The sequence below is a fragment of the Pyxidicoccus caerfyrddinensis genome, assembly GCF_010894405.1.
GTDB classification, from domain to species: domain Bacteria; phylum Myxococcota; class Myxococcia; order Myxococcales; family Myxococcaceae; genus Myxococcus; species Myxococcus caerfyrddinensis.
Genome location: NZ_JAAIYA010000026.1, coordinates 1 through 26,259 on the forward strand (window position 1 = coordinate 1; position 26,259 = coordinate 26,259).

Annotated in this window: 20 protein-coding genes and 2 pseudogenes; 7 read left to right on the forward strand and 15 right to left on the reverse strand. The window is 69.1% G+C overall.

The window, feature by feature from the left end; all coding sequences use genetic code 11:
• Positions 1-133: 133 nt before the first annotated feature.
• Entirely contained in the window at positions 134-727 is a 594-nt protein-coding gene (locus G4D86_RS41645; RefSeq protein WP_164000021.1) for a DKNYY domain-containing protein, read from the forward strand.
• 38 nt (positions 728-765) lie between these two features.
• Here G4D86_RS41645 and G4D86_RS41650 read toward each other — a convergent pair whose 3' ends face one another.
• On the reverse strand, positions 766-1,335 hold the full coding sequence (locus G4D86_RS41650; RefSeq protein ID WP_164000023.1) for a cysteine hydrolase family protein: 570 nt from the start codon (positions 1,333-1,335) through the stop codon (positions 766-768).
• A gap of 114 nt (positions 1,336-1,449) precedes the next feature.
• Here G4D86_RS41650 and G4D86_RS41655 point away from each other — a divergent pair, with 114 nt between their 5' ends.
• Positions 1,450-2,001, forward strand: coding sequence for a GlxA family transcriptional regulator (locus G4D86_RS41655; RefSeq protein ID WP_164000024.1), 552 nt, complete (start codon positions 1,450-1,452; stop codon positions 1,999-2,001).
• 117 nt (positions 2,002-2,118) lie between these two features.
• Here G4D86_RS41655 and G4D86_RS41660 read toward each other — a convergent pair whose 3' ends face one another.
• Together G4D86_RS41660 and G4D86_RS41665 are read right to left on the reverse strand one after the other, a co-directional pair.
• A complete protein-coding gene (locus G4D86_RS41660; protein ID WP_164000026.1) occupies positions 2,119-4,302 on the reverse strand; it encodes a Kelch repeat-containing protein in 2,184 nt (727 codons plus the stop codon).
• Between the two features lie 621 nt (positions 4,303-4,923).
• Positions 4,924-5,613: a hypothetical protein gene (locus tag G4D86_RS41665; protein ID WP_164000028.1), complete on the reverse strand. Its 690-nt coding sequence runs from the start codon at positions 5,611-5,613 to the stop codon at positions 4,924-4,926.
• A 351-nt stretch (positions 5,614-5,964) separates the two neighbouring features.
• On the opposite strand from G4D86_RS41665, the gene G4D86_RS41670 reads away from it, so the two are divergent.
• Positions 5,965-7,407: a serine/threonine protein kinase gene (locus G4D86_RS41670; RefSeq protein WP_205520249.1), complete on the forward strand. Its 1,443-nt coding sequence runs from the start codon at positions 5,965-5,967 to the stop codon at positions 7,405-7,407.
• A gap of 263 nt (positions 7,408-7,670) precedes the next feature.
• Positions 7,671-8,438, forward strand: coding sequence for a zinc-dependent metalloprotease (locus G4D86_RS41675; RefSeq protein ID WP_164000030.1), 768 nt, complete (start codon positions 7,671-7,673; stop codon positions 8,436-8,438).
• A 114-nt stretch (positions 8,439-8,552) separates the two neighbouring features.
• Here the strand turns inward: G4D86_RS41675 and G4D86_RS53395 are convergent, their stop codons facing one another.
• The 3 genes and pseudogenes from G4D86_RS53395 to G4D86_RS41690 all read right to left on the reverse strand — a co-directional run.
• Positions 8,553-9,377, reverse strand: coding sequence for a hypothetical protein (locus tag G4D86_RS53395; RefSeq protein ID WP_240360783.1), 825 nt, complete (start codon positions 9,375-9,377; stop codon positions 8,553-8,555).
• Between the two features lie 172 nt (positions 9,378-9,549).
• Positions 9,550-9,756 (reverse strand): annotated as a pseudogene (locus G4D86_RS54385) (LysR substrate-binding domain-containing protein); the annotation flags it as partial.
• Between the two features lie 86 nt (positions 9,757-9,842).
• Positions 9,843-9,980, reverse strand: a pseudogene (locus tag G4D86_RS41690) (peptide-methionine (S)-S-oxide reductase); the annotation flags it as partial.
• Positions 9,981-11,009: 1,029 nt separating this feature from the next.
• On the opposite strand from G4D86_RS41690, the gene G4D86_RS41695 reads away from it, so the two are divergent.
• The 3 genes from G4D86_RS41695 to tnpC are packed head-to-tail and all read left to right on the forward strand — an operon-like array spanning position 11,010 to position 13,316.
• Positions 11,010-11,414 (forward strand): transposase, encoded by a 405-nt coding sequence (locus tag G4D86_RS41695; RefSeq protein ID WP_164000034.1) that lies wholly within the window; start codon positions 11,010-11,012, stop codon positions 11,412-11,414.
• Positions 11,408-11,788 (forward strand): IS66 family insertion sequence element accessory protein TnpB, encoded by a 381-nt coding sequence (gene tnpB, locus G4D86_RS41700; RefSeq protein WP_164000036.1) that lies wholly within the window; start codon positions 11,408-11,410, stop codon positions 11,786-11,788. The genes G4D86_RS41695 and tnpB overlap by 7 nt, the downstream gene beginning before the upstream one ends.
• A 16-nt stretch (positions 11,789-11,804) precedes the next feature.
• Positions 11,805-13,316, forward strand: a complete 1,512-nt coding sequence (gene tnpC, locus G4D86_RS41705; protein ID WP_164000038.1) for an IS66 family transposase — start codon at positions 11,805-11,807, stop codon at positions 13,314-13,316.
• A gap of 355 nt (positions 13,317-13,671) precedes the next feature.
• Here the strand turns inward: tnpC and G4D86_RS41710 are convergent, their stop codons facing one another.
• From G4D86_RS41710 to G4D86_RS41750, 9 genes are all read right to left on the reverse strand, one after another.
• Positions 13,672-14,373 carry an endonuclease/exonuclease/phosphatase family protein gene (locus tag G4D86_RS41710; RefSeq protein WP_164000040.1) on the reverse strand — a complete coding sequence of 234 codons (702 nt, stop codon included), beginning with the start codon at positions 14,371-14,373 and terminating at the stop codon, positions 13,672-13,674.
• Positions 14,370-15,560, reverse strand: a complete 1,191-nt coding sequence (locus tag G4D86_RS41715) for a glycosyltransferase family protein (protein ID WP_164000043.1) — start codon at positions 15,558-15,560, stop codon at positions 14,370-14,372. Before G4D86_RS41715 ends, G4D86_RS41710 begins: the two co-directional genes overlap by 4 nt.
• A gap of 26 nt (positions 15,561-15,586) precedes the next feature.
• Complete coding sequence (locus tag G4D86_RS41720; protein WP_164000045.1) at positions 15,587-17,083, reverse strand: MAC/perforin domain-containing protein; 1,497 nt, start codon at positions 17,081-17,083, stop codon at positions 15,587-15,589.
• A 489-nt stretch (positions 17,084-17,572) separates the two neighbouring features.
• Positions 17,573-17,788, reverse strand: coding sequence for a hypothetical protein (locus G4D86_RS41725; RefSeq protein WP_164000047.1), 216 nt, complete (start codon positions 17,786-17,788; stop codon positions 17,573-17,575).
• A gap of 268 nt (positions 17,789-18,056) precedes the next feature.
• Complete coding sequence (locus G4D86_RS41730; protein WP_164000049.1) at positions 18,057-18,812, reverse strand: TfuA-like protein; 756 nt, start codon at positions 18,810-18,812, stop codon at positions 18,057-18,059.
• Positions 18,809-20,071 carry a YcaO-like family protein gene (locus G4D86_RS41735; protein WP_240360784.1) on the reverse strand — a complete coding sequence of 421 codons (1,263 nt, stop codon included), beginning with the start codon at positions 20,069-20,071 and terminating at the stop codon, positions 18,809-18,811. Before G4D86_RS41735 ends, G4D86_RS41730 begins: the two co-directional genes overlap by 4 nt.
• 4 nt (positions 20,072-20,075) lie before the next feature.
• On the reverse strand, positions 20,076-20,510 hold the full coding sequence (locus G4D86_RS41740) for a hypothetical protein (RefSeq protein ID WP_205520255.1): 435 nt from the start codon (positions 20,508-20,510) through the stop codon (positions 20,076-20,078).
• Positions 20,511-20,688: 178 nt separating this feature from the next.
• Positions 20,689-24,234: a serine/threonine-protein kinase gene (locus G4D86_RS41745; protein ID WP_275899208.1), complete on the reverse strand. Its 3,546-nt coding sequence runs from the start codon at positions 24,232-24,234 to the stop codon at positions 20,689-20,691.
• An 18-nt stretch (positions 24,235-24,252) separates the two neighbouring features.
• The gene (locus G4D86_RS41750; protein WP_240360785.1) at positions 24,253-26,031 is read right to left on the reverse strand and encodes a sigma 54-interacting transcriptional regulator; all 1,779 of its coding nucleotides are present in this window, start codon (positions 26,029-26,031) and stop codon (positions 24,253-24,255) included.
• Between the last annotated feature and the right edge of the window lie 228 nt (positions 26,032-26,259).

Here is a 26,259-nt window from a genome sequence, read left to right on the forward strand (position 1 = left end):
AGCCGGCTTCCAGCGTTCCATGCGCCACCTCCGTGAGGTGGCGACCTGATCACGCGGCGACAGCCCGCGTCGATCGCTCTCGCAAGTGTTCGACTTTCCTCGGGCCGAAACCTGATCGGTGCTCTAGGCCCCCATGAGCCTGACCAAGATCGTTTTAATCTCTATCGGCGTGGGCATCCTTGCTGGTGTCGTCGTTCTATTTTTCTCAGGCGGATTTCTCGCCCTCATTTTTAGAAACAGCTACGAAGTCAAGAATGGAAAAGTCTTTTATCATGCGGCGGGAATCGGCTTGTCCGAAGTGACCGGGGCTGACGCCGAGACATTCAAGGAAATGAAAGAGGGCAATCATGGGTACGGTGAAGATAAACACGGCATCTACTTCCATGCGCAAAAGCTCCCGGATGCCGACCGAGACAGTTTTTCGATTTTGACCGAAGCTTCGTATTGGTCGAAAGACAAGAACAAGGTGTTCTACGGCGCCAGCGTCTTGCCTGGTGTCGACGTTTCAAGATTCCGGCTTCTTGGCTCTTATTACGGGACGGACGGCAAATCTGTATATGGCGTTGGTAGACTCATTGAAGGTGCCGATCCCGGAACATTCGAATTGGTCGGAAAGGACGGCACGATGGCGAAAGACAAAAGTGCCTACTATCGCCTTGAAGAGCGCGGCCACATGCAAAACGGCGAATTCATCAGCGACGAAGAAGCCGCCGAAGATCCTCATTGAGGGTTGCCGCTCATTTCCGGGAGGCTCGGCTCCAGAGGTCAGTGTCCGGCCTGGGCCACGAAGTCGGCGGTGGAGACCACCTGGGCATAGGCCATGCCGAGCGCGGCGAGGAACGCGGCGTGGACCTGTGGCGCGGGCACGGCCTGGCCGTTGTGTTCCAGGCTCCGGGCCGCGCACGCATCGTGGAGCACCGTGACGGCGTAGCCCAGGTCCGCCGCCGCGCGCACCGTGGCGTCTACGCACATGAGCGTCATCATGCCCGTCACCACCAGGCGCTTCACGCCCAGCGCCCGCAGGCGCTCCTGGAGGTCCGTCTCCCGGAAGCTGTTGGGGAAGTGCTTGCGCACCACCGCCTCACCCGGCCGAGGCTCGACCCGGGGATGAATCTCCGCGCCCGGCGTCCCCGGGAGGAAGAACGTCGCCCCCGGCTGCATCGAGATGTGCTGCACGTGGATGACCGGCAGGTTTCGCTCCCGGAAGAAGTCCAGGGCCGCTCGGGCCTGGACCGCCGCGGCGTCGGAGCGGTCCAGCTCGAACCGCCCTCCCGGGAAGTAGTCATTCTGGATGTCGATGAGCAGCAGCGCGGTGTTCTCCAGGGTCTTCTCCATGGGGCGCTCCTCCAAGTGCGCCGGCCGGATGGGGCGGCGATGCAATGAATACCCAGGACGGGGGCCCGGCAGGAGCGGGAGGCCACCACCCACTGGGGCCTCGCCCAGCGCTTCGTGGCGAGCTATCCGCGCGTGTCGCTCAAGCCCGAGCTGCTCCTGGTGGACCTCGGCGACGTGCTCACCGCGGGCGGAGTCACCGCCTACCTGGACCTCTGTCTTCATCTGGTCTCGAAGCAGGCCTCACCGGAGCTGGCCGCGCTCTGCGCCAAGATGCTCCTGGTGGAGCCCGGCCGCAGGTTCCAGGCGCCCTACGCGGTGCATGCCGCGCCCCGGGACCACGGAGACGCCGCCGTGCTGCGCGCGCAGGAGTGGCTGGAGTCCAACCTGGAAGGGCCGGTGACGCTGGCGGGGGCAGCCAGCGCCGCGAGCCTGGGGGAGAGGACCCTGCTGCGCCGCTTCCGCAAGGCCACTGGCGACACGCCCCTGGACTATGTCCAGCGCCTGCGAGTCGAGGCCGCCCGACGCCTGCTGGAGACCACCCCGCGCACCGTGGAGGACATCTCCCAGTCCGTGGGCTACGCGGACACCACCGCGTTCCGCCGCCGCTTCAAGGCGCGCACGGGCCTGACACCCGATGCGTACCGGCGGCGCTTCGCGCTGCGGTGAGCGCGCTCCACCGCGACGCCCCCGCTGATGCAAGGAGACCGCCGGCGGCCCTCCCCGACATCCGGGAGGATGACAGCGACGGCGCGAGCCGGAAGCCCGCGCCGCCGCCCGCTCACGTCACGGGGAGTAGAGCTCCGCGGATGCGAGCGCCGGGCCCGAGCTGTCGGTGCCGCCCACCGCGAGCACCTGGCCCGACGGCAGGGTGCTGGTGGTGAAGTGGTTGCGCACCGCCAGCATGCTGGCCGTGGTGTTCCAGGTGCCGGTGCCCGGCTCGTACAGGTCCGCGCTGGACAGCAGGAGCGTCGTGCTGCTTCCGCCAATCTTGTTCACACCCCCGGCCACCAGCACCGCGCCCGACGGCAGCGCGGCGACGGCGTGGCCATGACGCGGGGTGCTCATCGTGCCCGCGGACGACATGGTGCCGGCCGTGAAGGACTCGGCCGCGGCGACCGAGAAGTGGCCCATGGAGTTGCCGGTGCCGGACAGGCCTCCGACGGCCAGCGCCTTGCCCGAGGGCAGCAGGAGCGAGAGGTGCTCGCTGCGGGACGTGGCGAGGCTGCCCGTGGTGGACCAGGTGCCGGTGGCGGGGGTGTACAGCTCCGCGCTCGCAAGCCGGGTGATGGAGGTGAAGACGTAGTAGAAGCCTCCGGTGACGAGCACCTGCCCGTTGCCCAGCAGCACGGCGGAGTGGTTCATGCGGCCCGTGGCGAGGCTGCCCGTGGCGGACCACGTGCCGGTGGCCGGGTCGTAGAGCTCGGAGCTGGTCTGGTAGACGCCGCCGTTGCCCCGGCCTCCCGTAACGAGCACCTGGCCGGAGGTCAGCAGGGTCGCCGTGAAGCCGGTGCGCACCGCGGAGAGGCTGCCGGTGGAGGTCCACGTCCCCGTGGCCGGGTCATACAGCTCCGCGCTGACGGGGCTGCCGCTGGCGATGCCGCCCATGACGAGCACCTTGCCGGAGGTCAGCAGGACGGCGACGTGCCCCGCGCGGGCCTGAGTCATGCTGCCCGCCGTGGACCAGGTGTTGGTGGCCGGGTCATACAGCTCCGCGCTGGCGAGCGGGCCGCTCGCGTCGTTGCCGCCGGCCACGAGCAGCGTGCCGGACGGCAGGACGGTGGCGCTGTGGTCGTACCGGCCCGTGATGAGCGGCGCGGCGCGGCTCCAGGTGAAGGCGCCCGCTTCGTAGAGCTCGGCGGTGGCCACCTCGCCCGAGGCGGTGGTGCCGCCGGCGGCCAGCACCTGCCCGGAGCGCAGCACGGTGGTGGCGGGGTTGGTGCGGCCCGCGAGCATGCTGACGGTGGCGCTCCACGTTCCCGTGGCCGGGTCGTACAGCTCGGAGGTGCCGGAGTTGTCGAAGACCAGCACCTTTCCCGAGGCCAGCAGCGCGGCGGAGTGGCCCCAGCGGGGCTGCGTCATGGCGCCGGTCGCGGACCAGGTGCCGGTGGCCGGGTCATACAGCTCCGCGCTCGACAGGGTGCCGCCCGAGCCATTGCCACCCGCGACGAGCACCTTGCCCGAGCGCAGCAGCGTGGCCGTATGCGCATTGCGCACGGCGCCCATGCTCGGGCCCAGGGTCCAGGTGTTGGTGGCCGGGTCGTACAGCTCCGAGGTGTTCGTCGAGGAGAGCCGGCCCTGGCCCCCGGTGACGAGCACCTTGCCCGAAGCGAGCAGCGTGGCCGCGTGCCTGTCTCGCACCAGGTTCATGCCGCCGGCCGTCCAGGCTCCGGTGGCGGGGTCATACAGGGCCACCGTCCCGATGGGACCGGTGGCTCCGGCGCCCCCGGTGATGAGCACCTTGCCCGAAGACAGCAGCGTGTTCGTGCCCCCGGCCCGTGGCTGGGGGACAGTGCCCGTGGCGGACCAGGTGCCGGTGGTCGGGTCATACAGCTCCGCGCTGGTAAGATAGACGCCCGCGCCGCCGCCCGCGTAGCCATTGGCCACGAGGACCTTGCCCGTGCGCAGCAGCGTGGCGGTGTGGCCCGTGCGCACCGAGCTCATGCTGCCTGTCGCGGCCCAGGTGCCGGTGGCCGGGTTGTACAGCTCCGCGCTCGACTGGACCGCGCCCGCGCTGTTGCCGCCGGTGACGAGCACCAGGCCGGAGGCAAGCTGCGTGGCCTTGCCGCTGCTCCGCGTCTGGAGCGCGCTGCCGGTGGTGACCCACTGCGCGGCGCCCAGCGCCGCGCTTGAAGTCTCACAAGATGAACCGCCCGGAGCGCAGTCTGTCTCGAAGCCGGAAGGGCCGCACGCCGCGCACGCCAGCAGCAACAGGATGGATGGGAAGATGACTGGGAAAGGACGTCTCATGGATTGCCCCCTCGGAGCGAGGCCCTGCCAAGGCAAGCAAAGAGGCTGGTCATGGCGAGGGCGCGAATACCGGTCTGCGAGAAAATGCAAACTTCCAGATTCCGCAAGGGCCGGTGCCGCGCATCCTTGCCCCTGCCGCCAAACAAACTCAAGCACGCAATCCCGCTTGCTCCTGCGGGGCTCCAGGCCGGTGACGTCCATGGCCCATGCGGCGGCGATGGGCCGCAGCCGCTGGTTTCTTTGCCTGCTGGAGGCGGTGTCAGGACGTAGTGCGGGCCCAGCCACCTCCCATAGGGATGAGCGGGCCAGGTGGAGAATGATGCAGAAGAATCAGCGGGCCCCTCCCAGTGCATTGCCTCGGTCTTGGGTGATGCCCCATGAGTTCAAACACTTACAGGCTGGGAGTCGCCGCGCGCCGGACGCCTGGGAAATACGCCGTATGCAAGGGCGCGCGCTGAGGAACGCTGACAAAGACTGCTTGGGGCCGTCAGCGCCAGTTCGCTCCCGCGCCTCGCGGACGTACCGCTGCGCAGGGAGTTGATGGCAGACATCGGCGTCGCGACCGCATCGGCCTCCGTGAGCCGCTCGAGCACTTCGACGAGAAACCAGACCGCCGTGGGGTCATCGGGCGTCTTCTTCTGCTTCCTCCCGCTCCGCGGCGAACACGGCCTTCACGTCCGCCCGGCGGAGGACGACCAGCGACCAGATGCCCACCCCCGCCGAGATGCCACAGCACGCGTTGGTGACGGGGATGATGGCCAGCACCGCTCCGGCAATGGCCAGCCCATAGCTCCGGTTCCTGGCCATCTGGATGCCCGCGACGGTCATCAACAGGCTGCCCAACAGTGGCAGGCCGAGCGGGACGACTCCCAGCAGGTCCACGCTGTCAGTGGAGATGGCTCCGCCTTTCCCGAACACCCGGGCAAACCCCACGAGCATCATGAAGAAGCTCAGTCCTCCCAGGGTGGCCAGCGAGAGGCCGGGAGCGACCACCGCTCCTCCGCCATCCCCCTGGATGCGCTCCAGACAGGGCTGACACCGCTGCCCCATCGGGCACTCCGCGCAGACAAACGCTCCGCAGCGCGTGCACGTCCCCCGCGCTGGCATCGCGTGAGCCGGGCACATGGCCCCCGCCCACGCGACGGCCGCGGCGCCGGAGGCCCCCGCCGTCCCACGCCGTTCGATTCGCGCGCGGCCCCACGACACCGAGAAGCCCAGCAGGGCCCAAGCGCTTCCCAGGGCGAGCAACACCAGGACCGCATGGGCGAACATGCCCGTGTGGTTCCACAAATCCATGAGGCTGAAGTTCATCGGTTCGGCCCCCGCCGAGAAGAAGTCTGTCGTCCGACCCGTGGATGCAGGATACCCGTGACGCGCCCGCCTGTTCACGAGTCCGGCCAGAGTAGCGCGCGGAGGAACGCGCGCGTCCCGGCGGGACGCCAGAGGCCGCCCGAAGGGCCTCGACCCGGGGCAGGTCACGTGCAGCACTCTTTGGGCACATCTCGGCCCGCAGACGTTTCGAGCGGCGGGTGCCGGACGTGGAGCGGGCGCTTTGGAGGGTCGACACGGTGGCTGTCGTCCACCTGCTGGATGGCGTTGGAGTCCAACTACCTCGCGAGTAGGCTCCTCGTGCGCGGTGCGGACCGCCTCACGAGGAACCTCATGGAGTCTGACGACCTCAATCCGGCAAGCCTGCCCCCTGGGACGCGACTGGGCCCGTGGCGTCTGCTGGAGCAGCGCGGTCGGGGCGCCTACGGCGTCGTCTACCGCGCCGTGCCCGCCGAGCCGCAGGACGCGGACGCCGTGGCCCTCAAGCTGGCCCTGTACCCGGGGGATGCGCGCTTCGCGCGTGAGGCCGAGCTGCTCTCGCGCATCCGCCACCCCGCCGTCCCCCGCCTGATAGACAATGGTCACTGGCAGCCCCGGGAGGGCGTGTCCTTCGCCTGGCTCGTCATGGATTGGGTGGAGGGCCTGCCGCTCTATGCGTGGTCCCAGGCTCAGCGCCCGTCTTCACGTCAGGTGCTTCAGCTTCTTGCCCGACTGGCTCGAGCGTTGGCCGCCACCCATGCGGTCGGAGGCCTCCACCGCGATGTGAAGGGTGACAACGTCCGCGTCCGGCTCGCAGACGCGCAGCCCTTCCTCCTGGACTTCGGCTCCGGACACCACCTGGGGGCCGCCACGCTCACCTGGCAGCCCTTTCCTCCCGGTACCCCATTCTATCGTTCGCCCGAGGCGTGGAGCTTCGTGCTCGGCTCCCGCAAGCCTCCTGCGGTCGCGTATCCGCCCGGGCCCGCGGATGACCTCTTCGCCCTGGGTGTCACGGCCTTTCGACTGGTCACCGAGAAGTACCCACCGTCGGCGCACCCGGATGATGAGGATGCCTGGCTCTGGCGCCCCGAGGAGTTGGAGGACTGGACGGCGCGAGTCTGCAACCCCCGCTGCATACCGGAACTGAGCGCCCTGGTGTCCCGGATGCTCTCGCCCCGCCCCGAGGCGCGAGGGAGCGCGCGGGAGGTGGCGGAAGCGCTCGAGCAGGCAGCGCGCAGCGCGGGACGCGAGGCGGAGGTGCCTCTCTTCACGGGAGAAGAGCCGCGGCCCGCGGGCCTCTTTCCCATCCCTCAGCGTGTCACGGTGCGGCGTCCTCCTCGCATGAGGAGGAGGCCCTGGTTCGCGGCCGCCGGCCTCGGAGGCGCACTGGCGCTGAGCGCCGGGGGGCTGCTGAGCGTGAGTCGCTTTGAGGAGCCCGCGACGTCCCACCTCGCGGAGCAGGAAGAGGCAAAGGATGCCGGCACCGTGGCCGTGGGGGACTCCGCACTGACGGCGCCGGTGGCGCGCGAGCGAGCCCCCTCCGTGTGGTCATCCATCGCGGTCGACGTGCCACCGAAACCCTTCTCAGGGCAGCGGCGCCCGGACGGCAAAGGCCGTTGTCCCGGCAAGGTGCAGGTCGCCATCAACGACGGTTGTTGGACGAAGCTGCCTGCGGACGTGAAGGACTGTGATGATTATTGGGGCGGCGTTGAGTACCGAGGCGCGTGCTACATCCCCGTCATGATTCGGCAACGCCCTGCCACCTCCGGCCCTGCGGAGCGAGACGACAGTCCATAGCCAGCTGCTCCAGCGCCCGACTTGTGCTCCTGGCCGGTGGACCGGCGCGTCGTCACCCCCGAGTACTTCGACACCCTGTGGGTGCCGCTGCTGCGCGGGTGAAGCGAGCCTCCGCTGGTGAATGACATGAGGATTACGACGCTGCGTAATCATGACTTGCTGGTATTTACAGGAAGAATGCCCTTGAAGTCATATTGTCTGTCCCGACGCTCCCATGCCGGGGCTGCGGGAAGAACCGCTTCAGGATGAAAAGGGGAACGACCATGTTCAAGCGAGCGGCAGGCCTCGGGATGAGCTGTGGCGCATTGCTGACCGGCTGCGGTACCGACCCGCAAATCGAGAACAAGGAGACCATCGCCAACCTGATCGAGGCCGGGTTTCCGGCCGACGACATCAGGGTCGTCGACGGTGCCGTGTACGTGGGCCGCGACGCTCAGGTGCCCCTCGAGGCGTCCCAGGAGATGCTCCAGCCCGGCGAGGGGAGCGCGGAGCTGGTCAGGACGACCAATCTCGTCGGCACCTCCGTGACGAAGATCTGCGTCAACCCCACCTCCACGTTCAACAGCTACATCAGCCTCAGCCAGGGACTCGATCTGGCACTCGCCAACTACAATTCCCTGGGGCTCAGGATTACCTTCGTGCGGGGGCCGACCACCGGCTGCACCGCGAACATTACCGCGACGACCATGGCCGGCACCGGCCACTCTGCTGGATACCCCTCGGGCGGCCGCCCCTACGGGACCATCACCATCGGCACCGGGCTGAACAGCTACAGCACCGACGTGAACGAGCACGTCGTCACCCACGCGCTTGGCCACACGATCGGTCTCCGCCACACGGACTACTACGATCGGTCCATCAGTTGCGGCGGCGAGCCCACCAGCGAAGGCACCGCTGGCGTCGGCGCCATCATCATCCCCGGGACGCCGCCGGCCACGCCGGGAGGGTCGATCATGAACACCTGCTATCCGCCCGATACGAACGGCGAGTTCACCAGCTCCGACATCACCGGGCTGCAGTACCTCTACTGAGAGATGGCGCGGTAGCCCCCTGGCGCGTCGATGACTCCGGGGTGCCCGCTCCTCGCGGGCACCGTCCTCCTGGGCGTTGCTGCCCATGGAACCGCGTCCCTTCGGGCCTTCCGCCTATCTGCAAATGGAGTCGTAGACGGGCGTGACGGACAACACGCCCTGGTTCGACATGGTTACGACGGTGCCTTGAACGGAGCCCGCCACGGCGCGTGCGGTGAGGGTGACGCTGAAGGGGCCTGCCACGTCCGCGCGGTAGATGAACTTGCAGCCCCCCACCCATGACGCATCGGGCACGGGCGCCCGGGTACCATCCGCGCACCCCGGCGGTGAGAAGCCAATCAGCGCGTAGTTGTTGGAGTAGTGGTCCTTCTCCTGGAAGTACGACCGCTCGGACGTGAACAGCGCCCGGATTCCCATCGTCCCTTCTCGCAGCTGGGCGTCACAGCTGAACGACTGTGGAGGAAGGCACTCCGCCGCGTCCACATACCGGCGCACACCGTTGCGCTCCAGCCAGAAGAGGAAGCCGGAAACCGGGTGGGTGGCGAACTGGAGCGTGAGGCCCGCGGCGGGTGTCCCCGGAGCGCCCTGCGCCACCGCGACGAAGGTCGGGTTGGGATGTGGGGTGATGCTCGCGATCCTGTAGGAGAAGTTGCACCCCGACACCCATCCCGGCCCCGGCAGGGGTGCACGCGTCCCGTTCGCGCAGGGCGGGGGTGCGAAGTTCCCGTAGGACGTGAGCACGCCCATGTCCTGGGTGAACACGTCCGTCTCCTGGAAGTACGACAGCTCCGCGACGCCCAGGGCCCGCGTCTCCCGGATGCCCTCGCACTCCACCGTGCCACAGTCGACGGGGGTGGGCGCATCCGCCCAGGCGGGCACGGCCACCGTGAAAGCTCCCACGCACACCACCGACAGCCACCGCTTCAGGTACTGCTTCATGGATTGAAACTCCTCGGGTCTGGGACGGAAAAAGGCTCGCGTCGCGGGTTGGACGCTCTTCGCCCTGCCGCCGGTCCGTGGCCATGCGCACGGTGCTGCGCCGTCTGTCCTCGGACTGCATGCGTCCGCCGCGACGAAAGGCCTCACACCACCCCGGGGCCGAGCGCAGCAGCAGCTCCACAGCGGCCCGGATGCGGGGCGCCCGGCTTCGCGCCTCGCGCGTGGCCAGGTGGATGCGGTTGCGCACGGGCTGAGCGGGCCGCATCAGCTCCACCTGCGAGCCGCGCTGGAGCGGGCCCGCGCACAGGTAGCGGGGCAGCACCGTCACGCCCGCTCCCGCCTCCGCCAGTGCCATTGCCGCGCGGAGGTCGGGCACCACGGCGCGGCGCGCCCCTTGACGAGGGGAGGAGCATTGAATAGCGGGAGGGCCCGGTGTCGCAGGGACACGGACCCCGGTGCTTCACGTCAGGCGCTGATGCCCACGCCAATCGGGCAACTGACGCCCGTGCCCCCGACGCCGCAGTATCCGTCCGGGTTCTTCTGCAGGTACTGCTGGTGGTAGTCCTCGGCGTAATAGAAGGCCGGCGCCGGCAGGATTTCCGTCGCGGGTTTGGGGTACCCCTCGTTTACGGGTTCAAGTCCCGTACTCCTCGGTAGAGGAAGCCCAGCAATCTCAACGGGTTGCTGGGCTTTTTCTTTTCCCTCGTTCCCTCATGTGCTCAGTGGGCCCCTCCGGCGTCTCTGGCCGGAGCGGCGTGGAACTGGAGGGGCACGCCCTGGACGGGGGCACCCTGGCGCGTCATCTGCCGCAGGTGAGGCAGGCCCGGTCCCCGCGGAACTGGTAGTTGGTGCACCCGGTGAAGAGACGCTCCTGGTAGGCATTGCGAGAGTCGACCTTGCCCAGGCGCGGCGGGTTGAGGGGTCGCTGTCGACGCGCCCAGGCTGGGCCCCACGACGATGACGTGCAGTTGGTGGCCGTTACGCCGCGCCACATCGGCCCGCCCGTTGAGGGACCTCCCAATTGCTGGCCCCCCAATCCGTTTCTCAAGTCCCTCGCGCAGAGACACGCGGCTGGCTGCGAGAACGCGCTCACCTCTTGGCGGGAGATTCGCGCCAAGGGCTTTCGCGGTACCTCGCAACGGTCCATCGCTGGCTTCAGACGCGCCGCATGGCCCCGGCACCCGCGAAAGCCTCCCCTCGCCGAAGCAACTGGCCTGGCGCTGCATCCAGCCGCAGTCCGCGCTCACCCCGAGCGAGGCCAGCATGCTGGCTCGCATCGAACAGGAGAAGGAAGCTGCCCGCGTGGTTGGGCTGGCACGTCGCTACGGTGAACTGGTGCGCGAGCGTGGCGTCACGCGCGGTGCCGAGCCGGCCACGTCCTGCGCCACCTTTGAGCAGTGGCTGCGCGAGGCACGCACCCCTGCTTCACATAAAGCACGGGAGAGCCACAAAATCGTGGCTCTCCCAGGAGTCAATGTAGCTACCGAGTCACCTTGCGCACTGAAATGCTTGATTCGGACGCGCCCACTCACATTGTCAAAGTGGGCTCAGGGTAAGTGTTCGCCGTGCCCCGTCGCGATGGGCTCCGGCGTCTCGTGAGACCTCCATTGGCCACCCACCAGGAGGTGAGCCATGGAGTTGGAGAAGGAGTTGGAGCAGTTCCGGCAGGAGGCGCAGCGACTGAAGGCCGGACGGCGCAGTGGTTCGTTGCCGTTCCCCGAGGCGCTGCGCGCCTTCGCAGTGCGCTATGCCGAGCACCTCGTGGCGGCGGGTGGGACGGTGACGGACGCGGCGCAGAAGCTGGGCGTGTCCGGGCCGACGCTGTACGAGTGGCGAAAGGGACGCCCCGCGGGGCACCGCAGCTCGAAGCCCGCCGAGAAGAGCGCGGCCCTGGTGCCAGTGCGAGTCAGCGAGCGACCCGCCGCAGCCGCACGGGCGGGGTTGCAGCAGGTGGCGCTGGTGTCGCCGAGCGGCTGGCGAGTCGAAGGCCTCAGCGTGGAGAGCGCCGTCCAGTTCGTGGGGCTGCTGGGGTGCTGACGCTCACGCGCGTGGTGCGCGTCTTCGCGTATGCGGCTCCGGTGGACATGCGCCGGGGCTTCGACGGGCTGAGCGCGCTGGTGGAGCAGCAGTTGGGCGGACAGGTGCTCAATGGCGACGTCTTTCTCTTCGTGGGCCGGTGCCGGCGCCGGGCCAAGGTGCTGCACTTCGACGGCACGGGCCTGGTGCTTCTCACCAAGCGGCTCTTCCGGGGCCGCTTCGCCCGGCCCTGGTGCGAAGAGGGTGCGCGGGCGGTGGAGCTGACGGTGAGCGAGCTGTCCCTCTTCCTGGAAGGCTGCGAGCTGGCGGGGCGGTGGAAGCTGTCGCCACCGACGGTGGACGAGAAAGTCCTTGCGGTAGGCAGTGGTTTGTAGCACCTGCCAGGTAGTCATGACGCGCGTCGAGCAACTACGGGACTTGGAGACGGCGAAGCAGGTGGCGTCGCTGCTGGAGGCGGAAGACGCCCGGCTGCACCAGCGCCTCGAAGCCCTGGTGGCGGAGAATGCCCGGCTCAAGGGCGAGGACGCCCAGACGCGGCTCCAGTTGGAGCTCGAGGGGCTCAAGGAGCAGCTGGCCCTGCTGCAGAAGCGTTTGTTCGGCGCCTCCAGCGAGAAGCGTGGCGACAGCTCGCCGAAGACTCCTCGCACGAAACCGCAGCGCGGCCACGGCCCCACGGCCCAGCCCGAGCTGAAGGTGCAAGAAGTCCTGCTGCCGCTGGCCGAGGCGGACCGCGTCTGCGGCCTGTGCGGCAGCGGCCTGCACGCGTGGGAGGGGCAGACGGAGGACTGCGAGGAACTCACCGTCGTCGAGCGAAGCTTCGTGCTGCGTCGCGTACGCCGGCAGAAGTACCGCTGCCACCAGGGCTGCACGCCGGTGACGGCCCCCGCGCCGCCGCGGCTGATTGCGGGCGGCCGCTACTCGCTGGAGTTCGCCGTCTACGTGGCTCTCATGAAGTATGGCTTCCACCTGCCACTGGCCCGTCAGCAGCGGCTGTACCTGCGCGAGAGCCTGGTGGTGGAAGCCCAGACGCTGTGGGACCAACTCGACGCGCTGGCCAGCCACCTGCAGAAGTCCTACGAGGCGCTGCTGGCCGAAGTCTTTACCTCGCCCGTCATTCACGCGGACGAGACGTACTGGCTGCTGCTGGAAAAGGGCCCGGGCACCAAATGGTACGCGTGGACGGTGGCCTCGCCGGACACCGTCTTCCACCGCATCCTTCCCAGCCGCTCCGCGGCGACAGCCAAGACGGTGCTGGGCGAGTACGCGGGCGTCGTCCTGGTGGACGGGTACGCGGCGTATCAGACGGCGACGAAGTCCGGGGCGGATGGGACCGTCCCCGCGACGCTGGCCTTCTGCTGGGCGCACGTGCGGCGCAAATTCTTCGAGGCGAAACAGTTCGCGCCCGCGTGCGAGCAGGTGCTGGAGCTCATAGGCCAGTTGTACGCCGTCGAGGCGGACCTGCCCGAGTGGTACGCCCTCTCCAAAGAGGAGCGCCCGGCCGTGCTCGCGCAGCGACGGGCGGTGCGCCAGCAGCACTCCGCGCCGGTGGTGGAGCGCATCCACCAGTGGGCCCTGGTGCAGCGAGCAATCCCTGGCAGCGCGTTCCGCAAGGCCCTGGCGTACATGCTGAAGCTGTGGAATGGGCTGACCGTCTTCCTGGATGACCCCGTGGTCCCCATCGACAACAACCACGTCGAGAGGCAGATGCGCGACATGGTGATGGGAAGGAAGAACCACTACGGCAGCAAGTCGAAGCGAGGCACCGAGGTGGCCGCGCTCTTCTACTCGCTCATCGAGACGGCACGCCTGCGCGGTGAGGAGCCGGGCCACTACCTCCGGCGTGCTGCGCTGGCTGCCATTCAGAACCCAGACGCCGTCACCCTCCCCGAGAGTCAGGACTGACGTCCGCGCCCGCCGTACTCCTCGGCCAGGTCAGGCCTGCACCGGGACGGGGCACGGCGAAGAGTTACAGAGCAGCTACACCACCCACTACCCGGCCATCATAGCGGGCGCGGTGGTGGCCTGCGCGCCCGCCCTGGCGTCTTTCCTGGTCAGCCAGAGGCAGGTGGTGGAGAGCCTCTCCAGCAGCGGGCTCAAGGGCTGACCTGGCCGCGCTCGTGCTCCCCGCCTTCCTGGTGCCCTGACGAACCCACGGCCGCTCTCGGTGCTCTTGCCGCACCAAGGCAGGCACCAGCCCAGCAAAGGAGGGAGCCAAGCACAGCCCGGTTGCCGTCAACGCCCCGGTCAAGCCCGGCACTCAGAAAATGAATGCGACTGGCATATGGTCACTCAGCAGCAGGCTCAGGACCAGCCCTGCGGGCGGCGCAGCCGCTCCGCTGCGGATTGCATAGTCATACTTGCTCTCTGGCTTTTTCGTCGGGTACGTCGGCCCGTTCGGCGGGCAGACGACGCTCCCCGCAGGGGCGAACCCGTCCGGTGTGCGGTTGAAGTCGCCAGCGACCACCCACGGAAGCGCCCCGGCCGCACCCTGGGCGGCCGCCAGCAGACCAGGGGCATCGGCGCCACCCGGCGAGATGGCGTGGCAGGAGAAGACCACTTGTGCGCCCGTCCGCAGTCCGAGGACCGGGCGCCACGCGGGTGCCCCCGCCGGCCAGGCCAGCGTGACATCTCCCGCCGCCGGAGGGCCCTGCTTGGTCAGAACCGCCAGGTTGACGCGATTGCCCAGCACGTCCCACTGGTGGAACGCCACCCAGGCCAACGGCCGCGACACTGTCCCTCCCCACAAGTAGACCTCCACCGAGGTGGCGACTCCCCCCGGTGAGAGGAACGGAACCGAGAACAGCAGGGTCCCGCTTGGCGGGGCGCCTCCACATTCCTGTAGGCAGATGACGTCTGGGCGCCAGCGCTCGGGGGTTTGGGCCAGCGTGAGCACCCCTGTCCTCCATTTCACCTCGGTGCTTGCGCTGCTGCCTTGCATGTTCCAGGTCGTCACGTTCATGGATGGGTGTCCTCCTGCCTGGGGCTGGTTCCCGCGACCGGCCGACACGCCCTGAAGCGTACCCGCCCGAGTAATTCGCACCAGAGCCGTCCAGCCGCGTCCCAGCGGTAGGCCGGGGCAGCGGCGCGACGGGCACACGCGTTCGCAACGGCCTGGCGGTGCGCCACACGCTTCAGCAGCCCCCTCATTGCCTCCGCGAGTGCGCCGACGTCGGGTTCGGCCCCGCTGAACACCTCGTCGACCACAACCTCACGCCCGGTCTTGACCCAGACCGGCGCGGCACCCCACAACTCGCGGAGGGTCTCGTGGTCTGGCAGCACCTGGGCTGCGCCGTGCAGGGCATGCTCGAAGGCCACAAGCCCCCAGCCCTCGGCACTGGCGCTGTTGACCCCGATCTCGCAGGCCGAGTACAGCGCACCCAGTCGGCTCTCGTCGTAGACTGGCTCGCCCTCCTCCTCGGTGAGGATCACCGAGCCGCGCAAGCCCAGGCGGTCGCGCTCAATGCGCAGGTTGAGCCCGGGCCGGGCGGCGCGGCAGTGGAGCACGAGGGTGGCGGCTGGATGGTCTGCGGCCAGGGAGGCAAAGGCGCGCAAGGTCAGCTCTGGCCGCTTGCGGCTATCGTGGCGGTTCCCGTTCAGCAGCCAAGTGCCCGCCGCGCGGTGGAGCCAGCGCGGGAACAGCTCGCGTCTCAGCTCCTCGCGCGGGCGCGGAGCCAGCGGGGGGGCAGCGATCGCGTGCGGAATAGCTACCACCAGCGGCTGCGGCCCGCCGAGACGAGCGAACCCGTCCCGCAGGGTGGCCGCCCCACCCTCAGTGTAAGCGACCAGGACGTCGGCGCGGCCCAGGAAGGCGAGCCCCTGCGGGCGGACGAGCCGGCCTTCCACTGGCACGTACACGAGGAGCGCCCCCTGGAAGCCATCGCGGCGAAGGCGCTCGACCATCCACGCGGTCACCTGGGCCTGCCCTACCAGCACCACCGCCTCGGGCCTGAGCGCCGCGGCCAGGCTCGAGACCGCGGAGGTCCGCGTAGGGTCGAAGCGCTCGTTGTGTGCGTGCCCGAGCCAGGGTTCGGACCCCAGGGGGGCGCCAAGCCCCACCACGTGGACCTCACCTTCCCGGGCGATTGCCGCGGCGATTCCGGCGGCGACGCGGCCGAAGCCGGTGGCCCGGCCGGTGTGCGATGTCACCAGCAGCCGAGCGCGAGGACCGGGGCTCATTCGGCCAGGACGAGGGACACGTGGGAGGGCAACCCACAGTTCACCTTCTGCACTTCGTCGGTAGGGTCGGGGCCGGGCGCGCGGACGCTGGCAACACGGCCGGAGAAGCCCGGCGAGCCCGTCTTGCCAATCGCGACCATCTGCGCCGGCCAGCCCGGGTAGGTTCCGTTCACCCACGGCTGGTCGGGGACGCCGCAGGAACTCAACCACTCCAGCGCCTGGACGCTCGGGATATTCGTCGCCACGCACTGGACCGCCACCACCCACCAGCTCTGCCCGGCCGACATGGCGCGGGCGGCGGAGATGAGGCGGTCGAGCTCGTCTGGATCGTCCTTGGACGAGGCTTCATTGAACTGGATCGTTCCCTCCTCGTCCGCCAGGACGAGCCAGTAGCAGGGCCGCTCCGCCACGTCCCGCGAGGCGGGCACCGGGACAGGTTGGCGGTTGAGGGTGATCGAGCAGGCAGCGCCGACGACCTCCTCGGACCGCAGCTCCGCCCGGCTCGTGGCCTCGATGCCATCATTCAGGTAGGCGTCGAGGGCCTGGTTGAGCACGGCAACCTGGCTGACCGGGGCGACGTGGGAGAGCGGCTGCAGCTTCACGTTCGTCACGTCGGGAGTCTGCTTCACGCCCGTGGCCCAATTGCTAATCAGCTCGGAGTAGTTGACGTAGGCGGTCGGGTCGCTCGGTGGGACGGCGTTCGCGAGGATGCTCGCGTCACCTCCCTGAACACTCAAGCTCGCGTTGCGCGAGCTGATCCAGCTCGTATCCATGCGGTCCCACTCCGCGTGGCCCGAGACTGACGAGTCGGTGAACACGGAGTCATACTCCAGCTTCATGTTGGCCGCAGCTGTCGTCTTGTCGAAGCTCGACGCGCTGGAAACGGCGACTGCATAGTGGAGTTTGCCGCCGACGGTCGCGTTGGTGACGACGTGGGTCCCGTACTTGTCGAAGAAGTCGAAGAACGCCTGCGCCGTGCCGGGGGCGAAGGTTGCCGGGAGGGCCGCGAGCTCGGCCTGAAATGTCGGGTCCAGGGACAGCGCCTGGAGCTGCTGGATGGCGACCTCCCACATCGAGGTGTCAGCATCCACCAGCCCGCAGAGCGAGGCCTGGCTGCCCTCCGAGAGGCTTGAGTAGGAGGCATCGAACTCGCCGCTGAACCCCCAGGCAGATACCGAAACTTGTGCCTCGGTGGCCATGTGCTCGGCGTATTCGGCTTGCGATGCGAACACGCTGAAGTCGATCTTTGAGGAGTGGTCGTCGATGAGGCTGATGTTCGCGGGGAGCAGGTACTGGATATCGTTCTCGATCACGGTCGTCCCCTGCTGCTCGTCGATGGCCACCACCCGCTGGGTGACGTCCCAGGCGCTGGTGGCGGTGACCACGTTGATCCCGAAGCCGAGGATCGCGGCCCCGGGGATGACGTTGACCGCGAGCGTGCGATTCGCCGAGGCGCATTCCGGCGCCGGGATGACTGCCTGTCCTTGCCGCATGTGAGGCCTTTCAGACGACTGTACTGGTACAGAGCGCTCAACTGCAGGGAACGGTCTGCGGGATCAGTCGCTCAACCACTGAAGAGTTGTGGAGGAATGAGACGATAAGAGAACAACAACATGAGAAAGCTTCTATTCTAAGCCACGGGGAGTAAGTTCTGTCAGGAGGCATCACCGCCCAGGCCGAGAATCTGGCCTCCGCGCAGGCCTCCCCTGAAAAGACTTAACCCCTCTGGCTTAGTACTACATGGTAAAAACTGTCAATTGGCCAGGAGCGAGGCTTCCCCTCGCCTGGATGAAGGTGGCCTCTGCCTGGCGGCGCACTGCTCGGCCGGCCCCCGTCAGCGGCCCTCCTCGGCCCCTCCGCTCCAGTCCGCCACCTCTGAACATAGCCTCTACCCTGCCTATACGCAGACATGAGCCGGGTCAGAGACGAGGGCAAGGGTGGCCTCCGCTGGTGCGGCACCGTCCACGGAAGATCGGAGCCCGTCACGACGGGGCACGGCGAACTCTTACGAAGAAGTTCTGGAACGTGTCGCTCTTGTTGGTGACGTTGATCGTGATCGTCGTGGCCATTTTATTTTCCTGTCGGCGGATATCGCCATGGGTTGCCTCCACAAAGACTCCCTCGGAGGTTTCAAAGCCATAGCGACAGTGCTTGCTTGGTTGAACCAACACCTGGGTTTGACACTCATTCACAGACATGTGCCTGTTTTAGGGTCCCTGACTTCGGCTTGGGCGCCCCGGCCCAAAGCAGTAGCAGGTGTCATGCCAAGCTCTGCCGGTAGCACGTCTTCAGAAAAGCCTCCCTTTGCTGAGACACTGGCGCAGGGCGACATCAGGCGCCGTGTGTCTCCAGCATCCGAGCAGGAGCGGGAGGAGCCAGGCTTTCCGGCAGGTTCTTGCCGAGAGGCTTTGCCCGGCAACTCCCTGCCGGCAACTTCTTGCCGGAACACCCGGAGCCCGTGGCGCCCTACTCCTCCGTGCGCGCAGGGAGCGTGGCCTCCGCCTTCCGGCGGATGTGCTCCCAGGAGTCGGTGTGGGAGAAGGAGTAGCGGGTCTGCTTCGGTGGCAGGCCGGCCTCCAGCTTCGCGCGCAGGGTGTGCAGCAGGCGCAACCCGTCGAGCCGCTTTGCGTCCACCCGGCGCTCGGCCACGAAGCGTCGGCACGCCTCCAGCCCGGCCGCGTCGAGCCCCGCCTCCTGGCCCTGCTTCAGCAGCCGGTGCCAGCTCCGGTCGGCATGGAACAGCCCCTTGGCGAGCTGCTCCAGCGTGTGTCGCGCCTCCGGGCCGAGCACCCCCGCGCGCTCCGCCGCCTGGAGGGTGGCGCGGATGTTCACCATCGCCTCGGAGAGCGGACGGTAGCCGTCCTCGGCCCCGGCATGCACCACCGCGACCTCGTCGTCGTCCTCCAGCGCTCCGCTCGCGAAGGCCTCGTAGATGGCTCCGACGCCCTCCATGCCGAAGGCCGCCAGCTCGGCGGCGCGCAGCGCCCCCATGCTCGCCGCGCCGAAGACGTGCACGCCCTGCGTCATCGCCCAGAGGATTTCCTTGTGGGACACCGAGGGCACGCGCTCGAAGTAGCCGTCGATGAGCCCGATGGCCACCGGCTTGCCCAGCGCCGCCCGGTACAGGTCTCCCTGCGCCGCGGGCGGCAGGTACACGGCGTCGAGTTCCCGCCGTCCTTCCTCGGCGGAGAGCGTGGGGCCGGCGAAGATGACCACCGTCATGGCGCGCGCTCCGAGAGGCAGCGGCGGGCGCGGGCGCCCGGCACGTAGCCAGGAATGTCGTTGAGGGGCTCGAGGCCGGGCACGAGGACGCGCACCACCGGGATGCCGAAGTGGGGCCGCGTCAGGTCCACCACCACCGCCTCCCCGAGCCCCGCGGCGCGCAGGCGGCCCAGCAGGAAGGCGTGGTCCTCCTCCAGCGTGCCGCCCTGGAAGTCGGGCGCGGCCTGGAAGCGGTGCACCTTCGGCTCGGCCACCAGCGCGTCCCGCATCCGCCGGGCGGCTTCGAGCTCCGCCTCGGAGCCCTGCGGCCCCATGTGGCGGACGTCGTCGCGGGCGCCGGTGATGATGGTGAGCCGGCTCTGCGCCGCCTCGGTGAGCGCGCGGGAGAGCGCCACGGCCCGGCAGGGATGGCAGCCCATGCCCCCCATGGGGCCGATGGGCCGCTGCGGCTCGGGGTCCGCGTCCACGATGGTGCAGGAGAACGCCGCCACCCCCACGTCCGACGTGAGCTCCCAGATGCCGACCTCCACCCCGGCGCGCGCGTACTGCGCCAGCAGGGCCCGGCAGCCCGGGTCATCCACCGTCGATGGGTCCACCCGGCGCTGGCGCCGGGCCTCGTCACCGGAGAGGCGGAAGAGGGTGGTGGCGTCCCGCTCGATGAGCTCGCAGAGCGCATGGTTCACCGCTTCGAGCAGGTGGTTGCCAGAGGCCAGGCCACTGGAGCTCATCAGGAACGAGCCGCTCCCCGACGGCAGCGGGAGCGTGTAGTCCATGTGGACCAGCTCGTAGGGCACCCAGGTGGCGCCCTCGTCGAAGAGGTTCCTGCCTTCAATCCAGAGCGTGCGGAAGTGGCCGTGGAACGCACTCACGGACAGTGCCGGCAGCGCCGTGACGTCCACCATGCGGTGGGTGAAGCGCAGCTCGTTGAAGGAGGCGAGCTTGAGAGGCTGGGGGATGTGCTCGGCGTGATACAGCTCGATGGCCTCCATCAGCCCCGAGGCCCGGGCCGATGCGAGGTCGCCCCCCTTCCCCTGGGAGACGGAGAGCGAGCGCGCATTGGGCCGGATGACCATCACCACCGGGATGCCGATGGTATCCAGGCCCGTGACGTTGGCCACGCGGGTGATGCCCATGAGGGGCAGCAGGCCGCGCACACGAGCGACCGTCGCCTCGGGTGGGACGAGGCGGTGGGTGCCGGCGAGGAAGCGCTTGGGCGTGGCTTCCCCTCCAGCACTGACGGGAGCGGCGTTTCCGGACACGGGGCTATCGGTTCTTCTTGGACTTCTTGGAACTATCGAACGCGAAGCTCGCGAGGTTCAACACGTAGCACGTGACGGCTTCTGACGAAGGGGCTACCGCTTTCGCCTGACCAGTAATATCCGCGACAATCGCGTTGGAATCGACCAGGGCAGTGATGCGTGGGTCGACTTCATCCGGATCGATTCGTTTGGCGCTTCCGTCAGCGAAGACCTGGCAATGGCTTCCATCCGCACCCACGATGACTACCGAGCCGACGTAGAGAGCCAGTATCTCTGAGCCACCGCTCCCATCGCTCACTTCGATGCTCGTCCGGCCAAAGGCACGTCCACTGACCCTCCAGGCAATCTGCGTTTCGGCGGTCTCAGAGTTGAGCAACGTGCCGTCGGAGCTCTCAGTCCACCTGTACGGGTTCGAGCCACCTACGGCCGTCAGAGTCACCTGGCTGCCGACCTCCACACAGTTATTACCGCCTGGGGTTTGGGGCGTATGGGAACCGGGACGGGGCGCAGGGGAACCGGGACGTGGTGTGACTGTGACTGTGATTGTGAGTGCCATGTCTTGCTCTTTCCTATGGGAGTGTCCGCGAGATTCTTCGACGATGGGAGCCCGGTTTTCACTACAGATAGCCGGCACGCTCCGCCTCTTGGAGCGCTCGCTCGATGGCTGCACCTGCGACGTCCTCGCGCCCGCTGTCCCAGGTCGCCTGGGCTTCCTGGAGCGCCGCCGCGAGCGTGTCGGGCAGGCGCTGCTGTGCTGACTGCAACAGGCGCGCCACCCGGAGCGCCGCGTCCGCCGGCCGGCCACTCCGGAGCTCCAGCAGGGCCAGGGGAAGCAATGCCATCCACTCGAAGGGGTAGATGAGCGAAGTGGTGCCCCAGAGCTGGAGCGCCGCCTTGCAGTGGCGCTCCGCGTCCTCGGGGCGGCCCTCGCGCAGGGCCACCCAGCCCAGGTTGGCCCGGGCCGCGCCGGCATAGCTCGTCATCTTCCCGGCCCCGGCGGCCCGCAGGCTCCGCTCGGCGCAGTCGCGCGTCGCCTCGACGGCGCACCGCCTCCGGTGAATCTGCGTCAGGTAGGTGAGGCCCCGCACCTCCAGGGCCACGTCCCCCATGCGCCGTGCCTGCTCCACCGTGGCGAGCATCCTGTCCGCGGCCTCCTCCAACGCGCCGTGCCACAGCAGCACGCAGGCGAGCACACAGCCCGCCTCGGCGCGCTCGTCCGGGTCGCCCGAGGCCTCGCTGGCCCCCTGATAGTCCCGCGCGAAGCGCACGGTCTCCGCGGACGCCAGGTAACGCTCGGCGCGCAGGTTGCGCTGGACGCGCACCTCGAAGAAGCGGGCCCGCTGCAGTGGCGTGCCATAGCGCTCGACGGTGGGCTCGATGCGCCGTGACAGCGCTTCCATGACCTCCAGCCGCGCCGTCCAGTAGTGCACCGCGAGCTGTTCAATCTGGATGTGCAGCCACTCGTTCCACCACGCCTCCGCGCCTTCGGTGGGTGGCGTGCCCAGCGCCTGCTCCGCGGCGAGGTACGCCGAGAGCGCCTCGTCATGCGCGTGGTGTATCTCCCACGCCTTGCCCGTCTTGCGGTGCAGACGCGCCAGCTCGAGGCCGTGCTCCGGCGCTGTGCGCTCCAGGGCCCGCGCGTAGGACTCCCGGGCCTCTTCGTGACGCCCCACGAGCGCGAGCACGTCTCCGAGCGCCTCGTGGAGCGGGAGGGCCGGCGTCTGCCCCCCTTCATCCCACCCGGAGGGAGCGGGCACTTCCTGGAGCGCCGCCTGGTACAGCCGGATGGCCTCTCCATTGGCATACGTGGCCCGCGCCCGGTCCGCCGCGCGGCCGAGGTAGAGGAGCGCCTTGTCGTGGAGGCCGGCCTGCGAGAAGTGGTGCCCGAGCTCCGGCAGGGCCTCGGGGACATCTTGGGCACGCGCCTCGAGCAAGCATGCCGCGCCCAGGTGGAGCGCGCGCCGCCGCTCCAGGGCCAGGCGCTCGTAGGAAATCTCCCGGAGCTTGTCGTGCACGAAGCGCAGCCGCCCCAGGGCCGTCTCCTCGATGAGCTGCCGCCTGCGCAGCTCCCCAAGCGCGTCGAGCGCCGCCGTCTCCGCGAGCCCGGCTAGGGTGGGCAGCAGCGTGCCGTCGAACTCGCGCCCCAGCACCGAGGCGCTCTCCACCAGTCGCTGCCCATCGCCCCCGAGCGTGGACAAGCGACGCACGATGAGCTCGGCCAGCGTGCGTGGCAGTGGCACCTGGCGGGCCATCAGGTCCGCGCCTTCGCCGGGCTGGCGGAGGTGCCACATCCCCGTCCGGTCCCTCGCGAGCAAACCTTCGTCGATGGCCGCGCGCAGGTACTCCGCGATGAAGAAGGGATTGCCCGACGAGCTGTCCGCCAGGAAGTCCACCAGCGAGACAGGTGACTCGCGGAGCGCCAGCATCCCGGCCACCATCGACCCCACGCTCCCCGTGTCGAGGCGGCCGAGCGCAATCCTCCGGGCCCCCGGCGCGCTCAGGAGTGCCGTGAGCTCGGCGCCCGTCTCGCCGAGGCGGCACGTTCCCAGGATGAGCAGCCCCGGCTCACCTCCCCGGGCGACCAGCACTTCGAGGAATGCGAGCGAGAGCCCGTCGGCCCACTGTAGGTCATCGAGGACGAGCAGGAGGGGCTGCTCCCAGGTGAGGCCGAGGAGCGCCGCTCGCAGCGCCTCCAGGATGCGCTGCCGGGCCGCGGCCGGAGGCAGTACCGGGGGCTCCGGCTGCTCCTTTACCCAGGGAAGCTCGGCCAGCGAGGGCTCGAAGAGCGCCAGCCACCTGCCGCTCGTGCCCAGCAGCCGCTCCGCTTCGGCTGCCCCCCGCGCGCGGCAGCGGTCCGCGAGCAGTTGGAGCAGCGGGCGGAAGGGATGGAGCGGGACGGCGGCCCTGCTCTGCTCCGGGGCCGTCATGCTCCACGGGGCGCATTGCCCTGTCACCACCCTCAGCCGCTGACGGGTGGCGAGCAGGGCCAGCTCCAGGGCGAGCCGCGTCTTCCCCACGCCGCTCTCGCCTTCGAGGAGGATGAGCTGTCCCCTCTGCTGCTGGCGCAGCTGCTCCAGCGCGTGCTCCAGCTCCTCCAGGGGACCCGCGCGGCCCTCGAGCCCGGGGCGATACAGGTAGCTCCTGGGACGCGGCAGGCCCTGGCGCTCCTCGCCTCCGGCGCCCAGCGCACCGAGCGCCTCGGCCACGTCTTCGGCGTAGCCGGGCCGGGCATCCGGGCGTTTCGCGAGGAGCCGCAGCACGAGCCGCTCGAGCTCCTCCGGGATGCCCTCGACATGATGCGAGGGAGGAACCGGCGCCTCGTTCAGGTGCTGGAAAACGATGGAGCCCGCCCCCGAGCCGATGAAGGGAGGGCGGCCCACGAGGCACTCATAGAGAATGCAGCCGAGCGCATAGAGGTCCGCGCGCGCATCCACGAGCTCGCCCAGGAGCTGCTCGGGCGCCATATAGGCCACGCTGCCCATGATGCGCCCTTCGGCGACGAGCTCCTCCCGGCTCGCGGCGCCACTGAACGAGGCGGCGATGCCGAAGTCCACGAGCACGGGCCGTCCATCCTCCCGGATGAAGATGTTCTCGGGCTTGAGGTCGCGGTGGACGAAGCCCTCTCCGTGCAGGTGGGCCAGCGGCGCGCAGAGCCCTCGCACCAGGGACAGCAACGCCTGGAGCGCGGGCAGGTCGACCCTGGGGCACGCGGCGGGAGGGGTCGGAAGGGAGGGAGGCGTCGCCACCGGGCCCGCCAGGGTTGCTTCGGTGGAAGTGGGCAGCCAGGTCCCGGTGGAGTCCACGGAGGAGGCTTCTGGGCGCCTGACCCACCGGGGGACCTCGAGGCGGCTTCGCAGCGTTCCCCCCTCGAAGAGCTCCATCACGTAGAAGGGCAGGCCGTGGGAGAGGCCCTCGTCGAGGATGCGAGCAATGCCCGGATGGCTCAGCCGCCGGAGCGCGTGGATCTCCCGGCGGATGCCCGCGAGCAACACCTCGGAGGGAGTCCGCACCGTCTTGAGGGCCACCGGCACGGCTTGCTCGCGGTGCTCCGCGCGGTAGACCACGCCCATCCCGCCGCGTCCGAGGAGGCCTGTGATGCGATAGGGCCCAAGGAGGGCAGGCAGCGCCTTCGCAAACTCAACCGGTCGGGACTGAGTTGTCATTCGACTCACCGAGCAGGACTAGGGCTTCTTGAGCCCCAGGACCTTCATCCGGTAGGACAGGGTCCGCACCGGAATTCCCAGACGCTTCGCGGCCTCGCTGCGGTTCCAGCCCGTCGCCAAGAGCGCCTCCTCGAGGAGGTGCGCTTCATAACTCCGCATCTGCTTGCGGGCCGGGGTTGCTTCTTCCCACTCGAGCCCGGGCGCGGCCGACCCGGTGGGAGCCGGCGCGGAAGCAGGGCGCTTCGCAGTCTCCGCTGCCTGCACCCGCACAGGCAGATCGCCGGGAGCGAGCAGTGCTCCACGTGCGACCACCACGGCGCGCTCGATGGCGTTCTTCAACTCGCGCACGTTGCCCGGCCAGGAGTAGGCCCGCAGCAGTTCCAGCGTCGCGGGCTCGAGCCCCTGCACGTTGCGGCCGTTGCCCTCGTTGGCGAGCCGCAAGAAGCGGTGCACGAGCGGCTCGAGCTCGTCCAGGCGCTCCCGCAGCGGCGGAATGGCCAGGAGGATGGCGTTGAGCCGATAGTAGAGGTCCTCCCGGAAGCTCCCGGCCGCCACCATGCCCTCGAGGTTCCGGTGCGTCGCGGCGATGACGCGCACGTCGACGGTGAGCTCCTTGCTGGCACCCACCCGGCTGAAGGCGCCGGTCTCCAGCACGCGCAGGAGCGCCACCTGCGCCGCGAGCGGCATCTCACCGATTTCATCGAGGAACACGGTGCCGCCGTGGGCCTCCTCGAAGACGCCCTGCTTCAGCTGACCCGCGCCGGTGAAGGCCCCGCGCTCGTGACCGAAGAGCGTGCTTTCGACGAGTTCCTTGGGGATGGCGCCGCAGTTGACCCGCACCATCCGCTGAGCGCGCCGAGGCCCCTCGTCGTGAAGAAAGCGGGCCAGCACCTCCTTACCCGTGCCTGTCTCTCCCTGAAGGATGACCGGCACGCGCGAGGCCGAGACCTGACGTGCGGTCGCCAGCAGCGCGCGCATGGCGGCGCCGGCGATGAGGGAACCCTCGGCCCCGGTGCTGCTGTCGAACCAGGGCGCCGTCGAGGTCACCTCCACGGGGTGTTCGGGAGCGGCGCGGTTGGCAGCCGCGCGCGCCAGCTCGACGAGCGCCTCCACCGTGTCCGCGGCACCGGGGTACAGGGAGACGCCCACGACGAGCGGCGTCCCGGAGCCAGGAGGCGCGGTGGCGATGGCGCGCGCGATGCGCACCGCCTCCTCGGGCCCGGCCTCCGGGAGCAGGAGCTGCACGGCGTCAGCGCCATAGGGAGCCATCCGGTCCACGGGCCGCAGCTGGCCGTGCACGCGCTCCGCCCAGCGGTGGACATGCTCTTCGATGGAGGGAGGAGCGCCGTCCCTCCGGGCCCGGGCGGCGCGCACCACGAGCAGCGCGAAGGGGCGGTGGAACTGCCGGGCTCGGGTGGCTTCTTCCTCCACCGCGCGCCGGAAGGGCTCATCTCCCTCGAACCGGAGCGACTGCCCCGCGCGGCCGAGCGCGTGGAGCCGCACGCACACCCCTCCGAGCCGCAGCTCGTCACCGATCTCGAGGAAGGCTTTCTCGATGCGCCGGCCGGCGATCCACGAGCCATTCTTCGAGCCGAGGTCCTCGACGGTGATGCGGTTGTCGGAGAGCAGGAAGCGCGCATGGACGCGCGAGAGGCGGCGATCGTTGATGCGCAGCACGGAGGGTTCCGCGCGCCCCAGGGTCAAGGGAACCTCGGGCGTCAGCAGCCCCAGCTCGACGCCGCTCTCGTGGTGGACGACGACGGCGAGCCGCTGCGCGTCTCCCTCGGCCCGCCCCACCTCCGCGCCAGTCGAGAGGGTCTCGGTTTTTGTGCCGTCAGACGCCTGCCGTGGATGCCCTGCGTGCATGACCGGTCCCCGCCCCAGAGTGCCGCCACTCATAGCAGGAAAGCCTCCGGCCTTCAGGGAGGCCCGGGGCACCTTGCCGGCACCACGGGGCCGCCCCCTGCGCCTCGCATGGCTGTGTTGAGGGCACTTGCCAGAGGGGGATGAGGGATGAACCTTCAG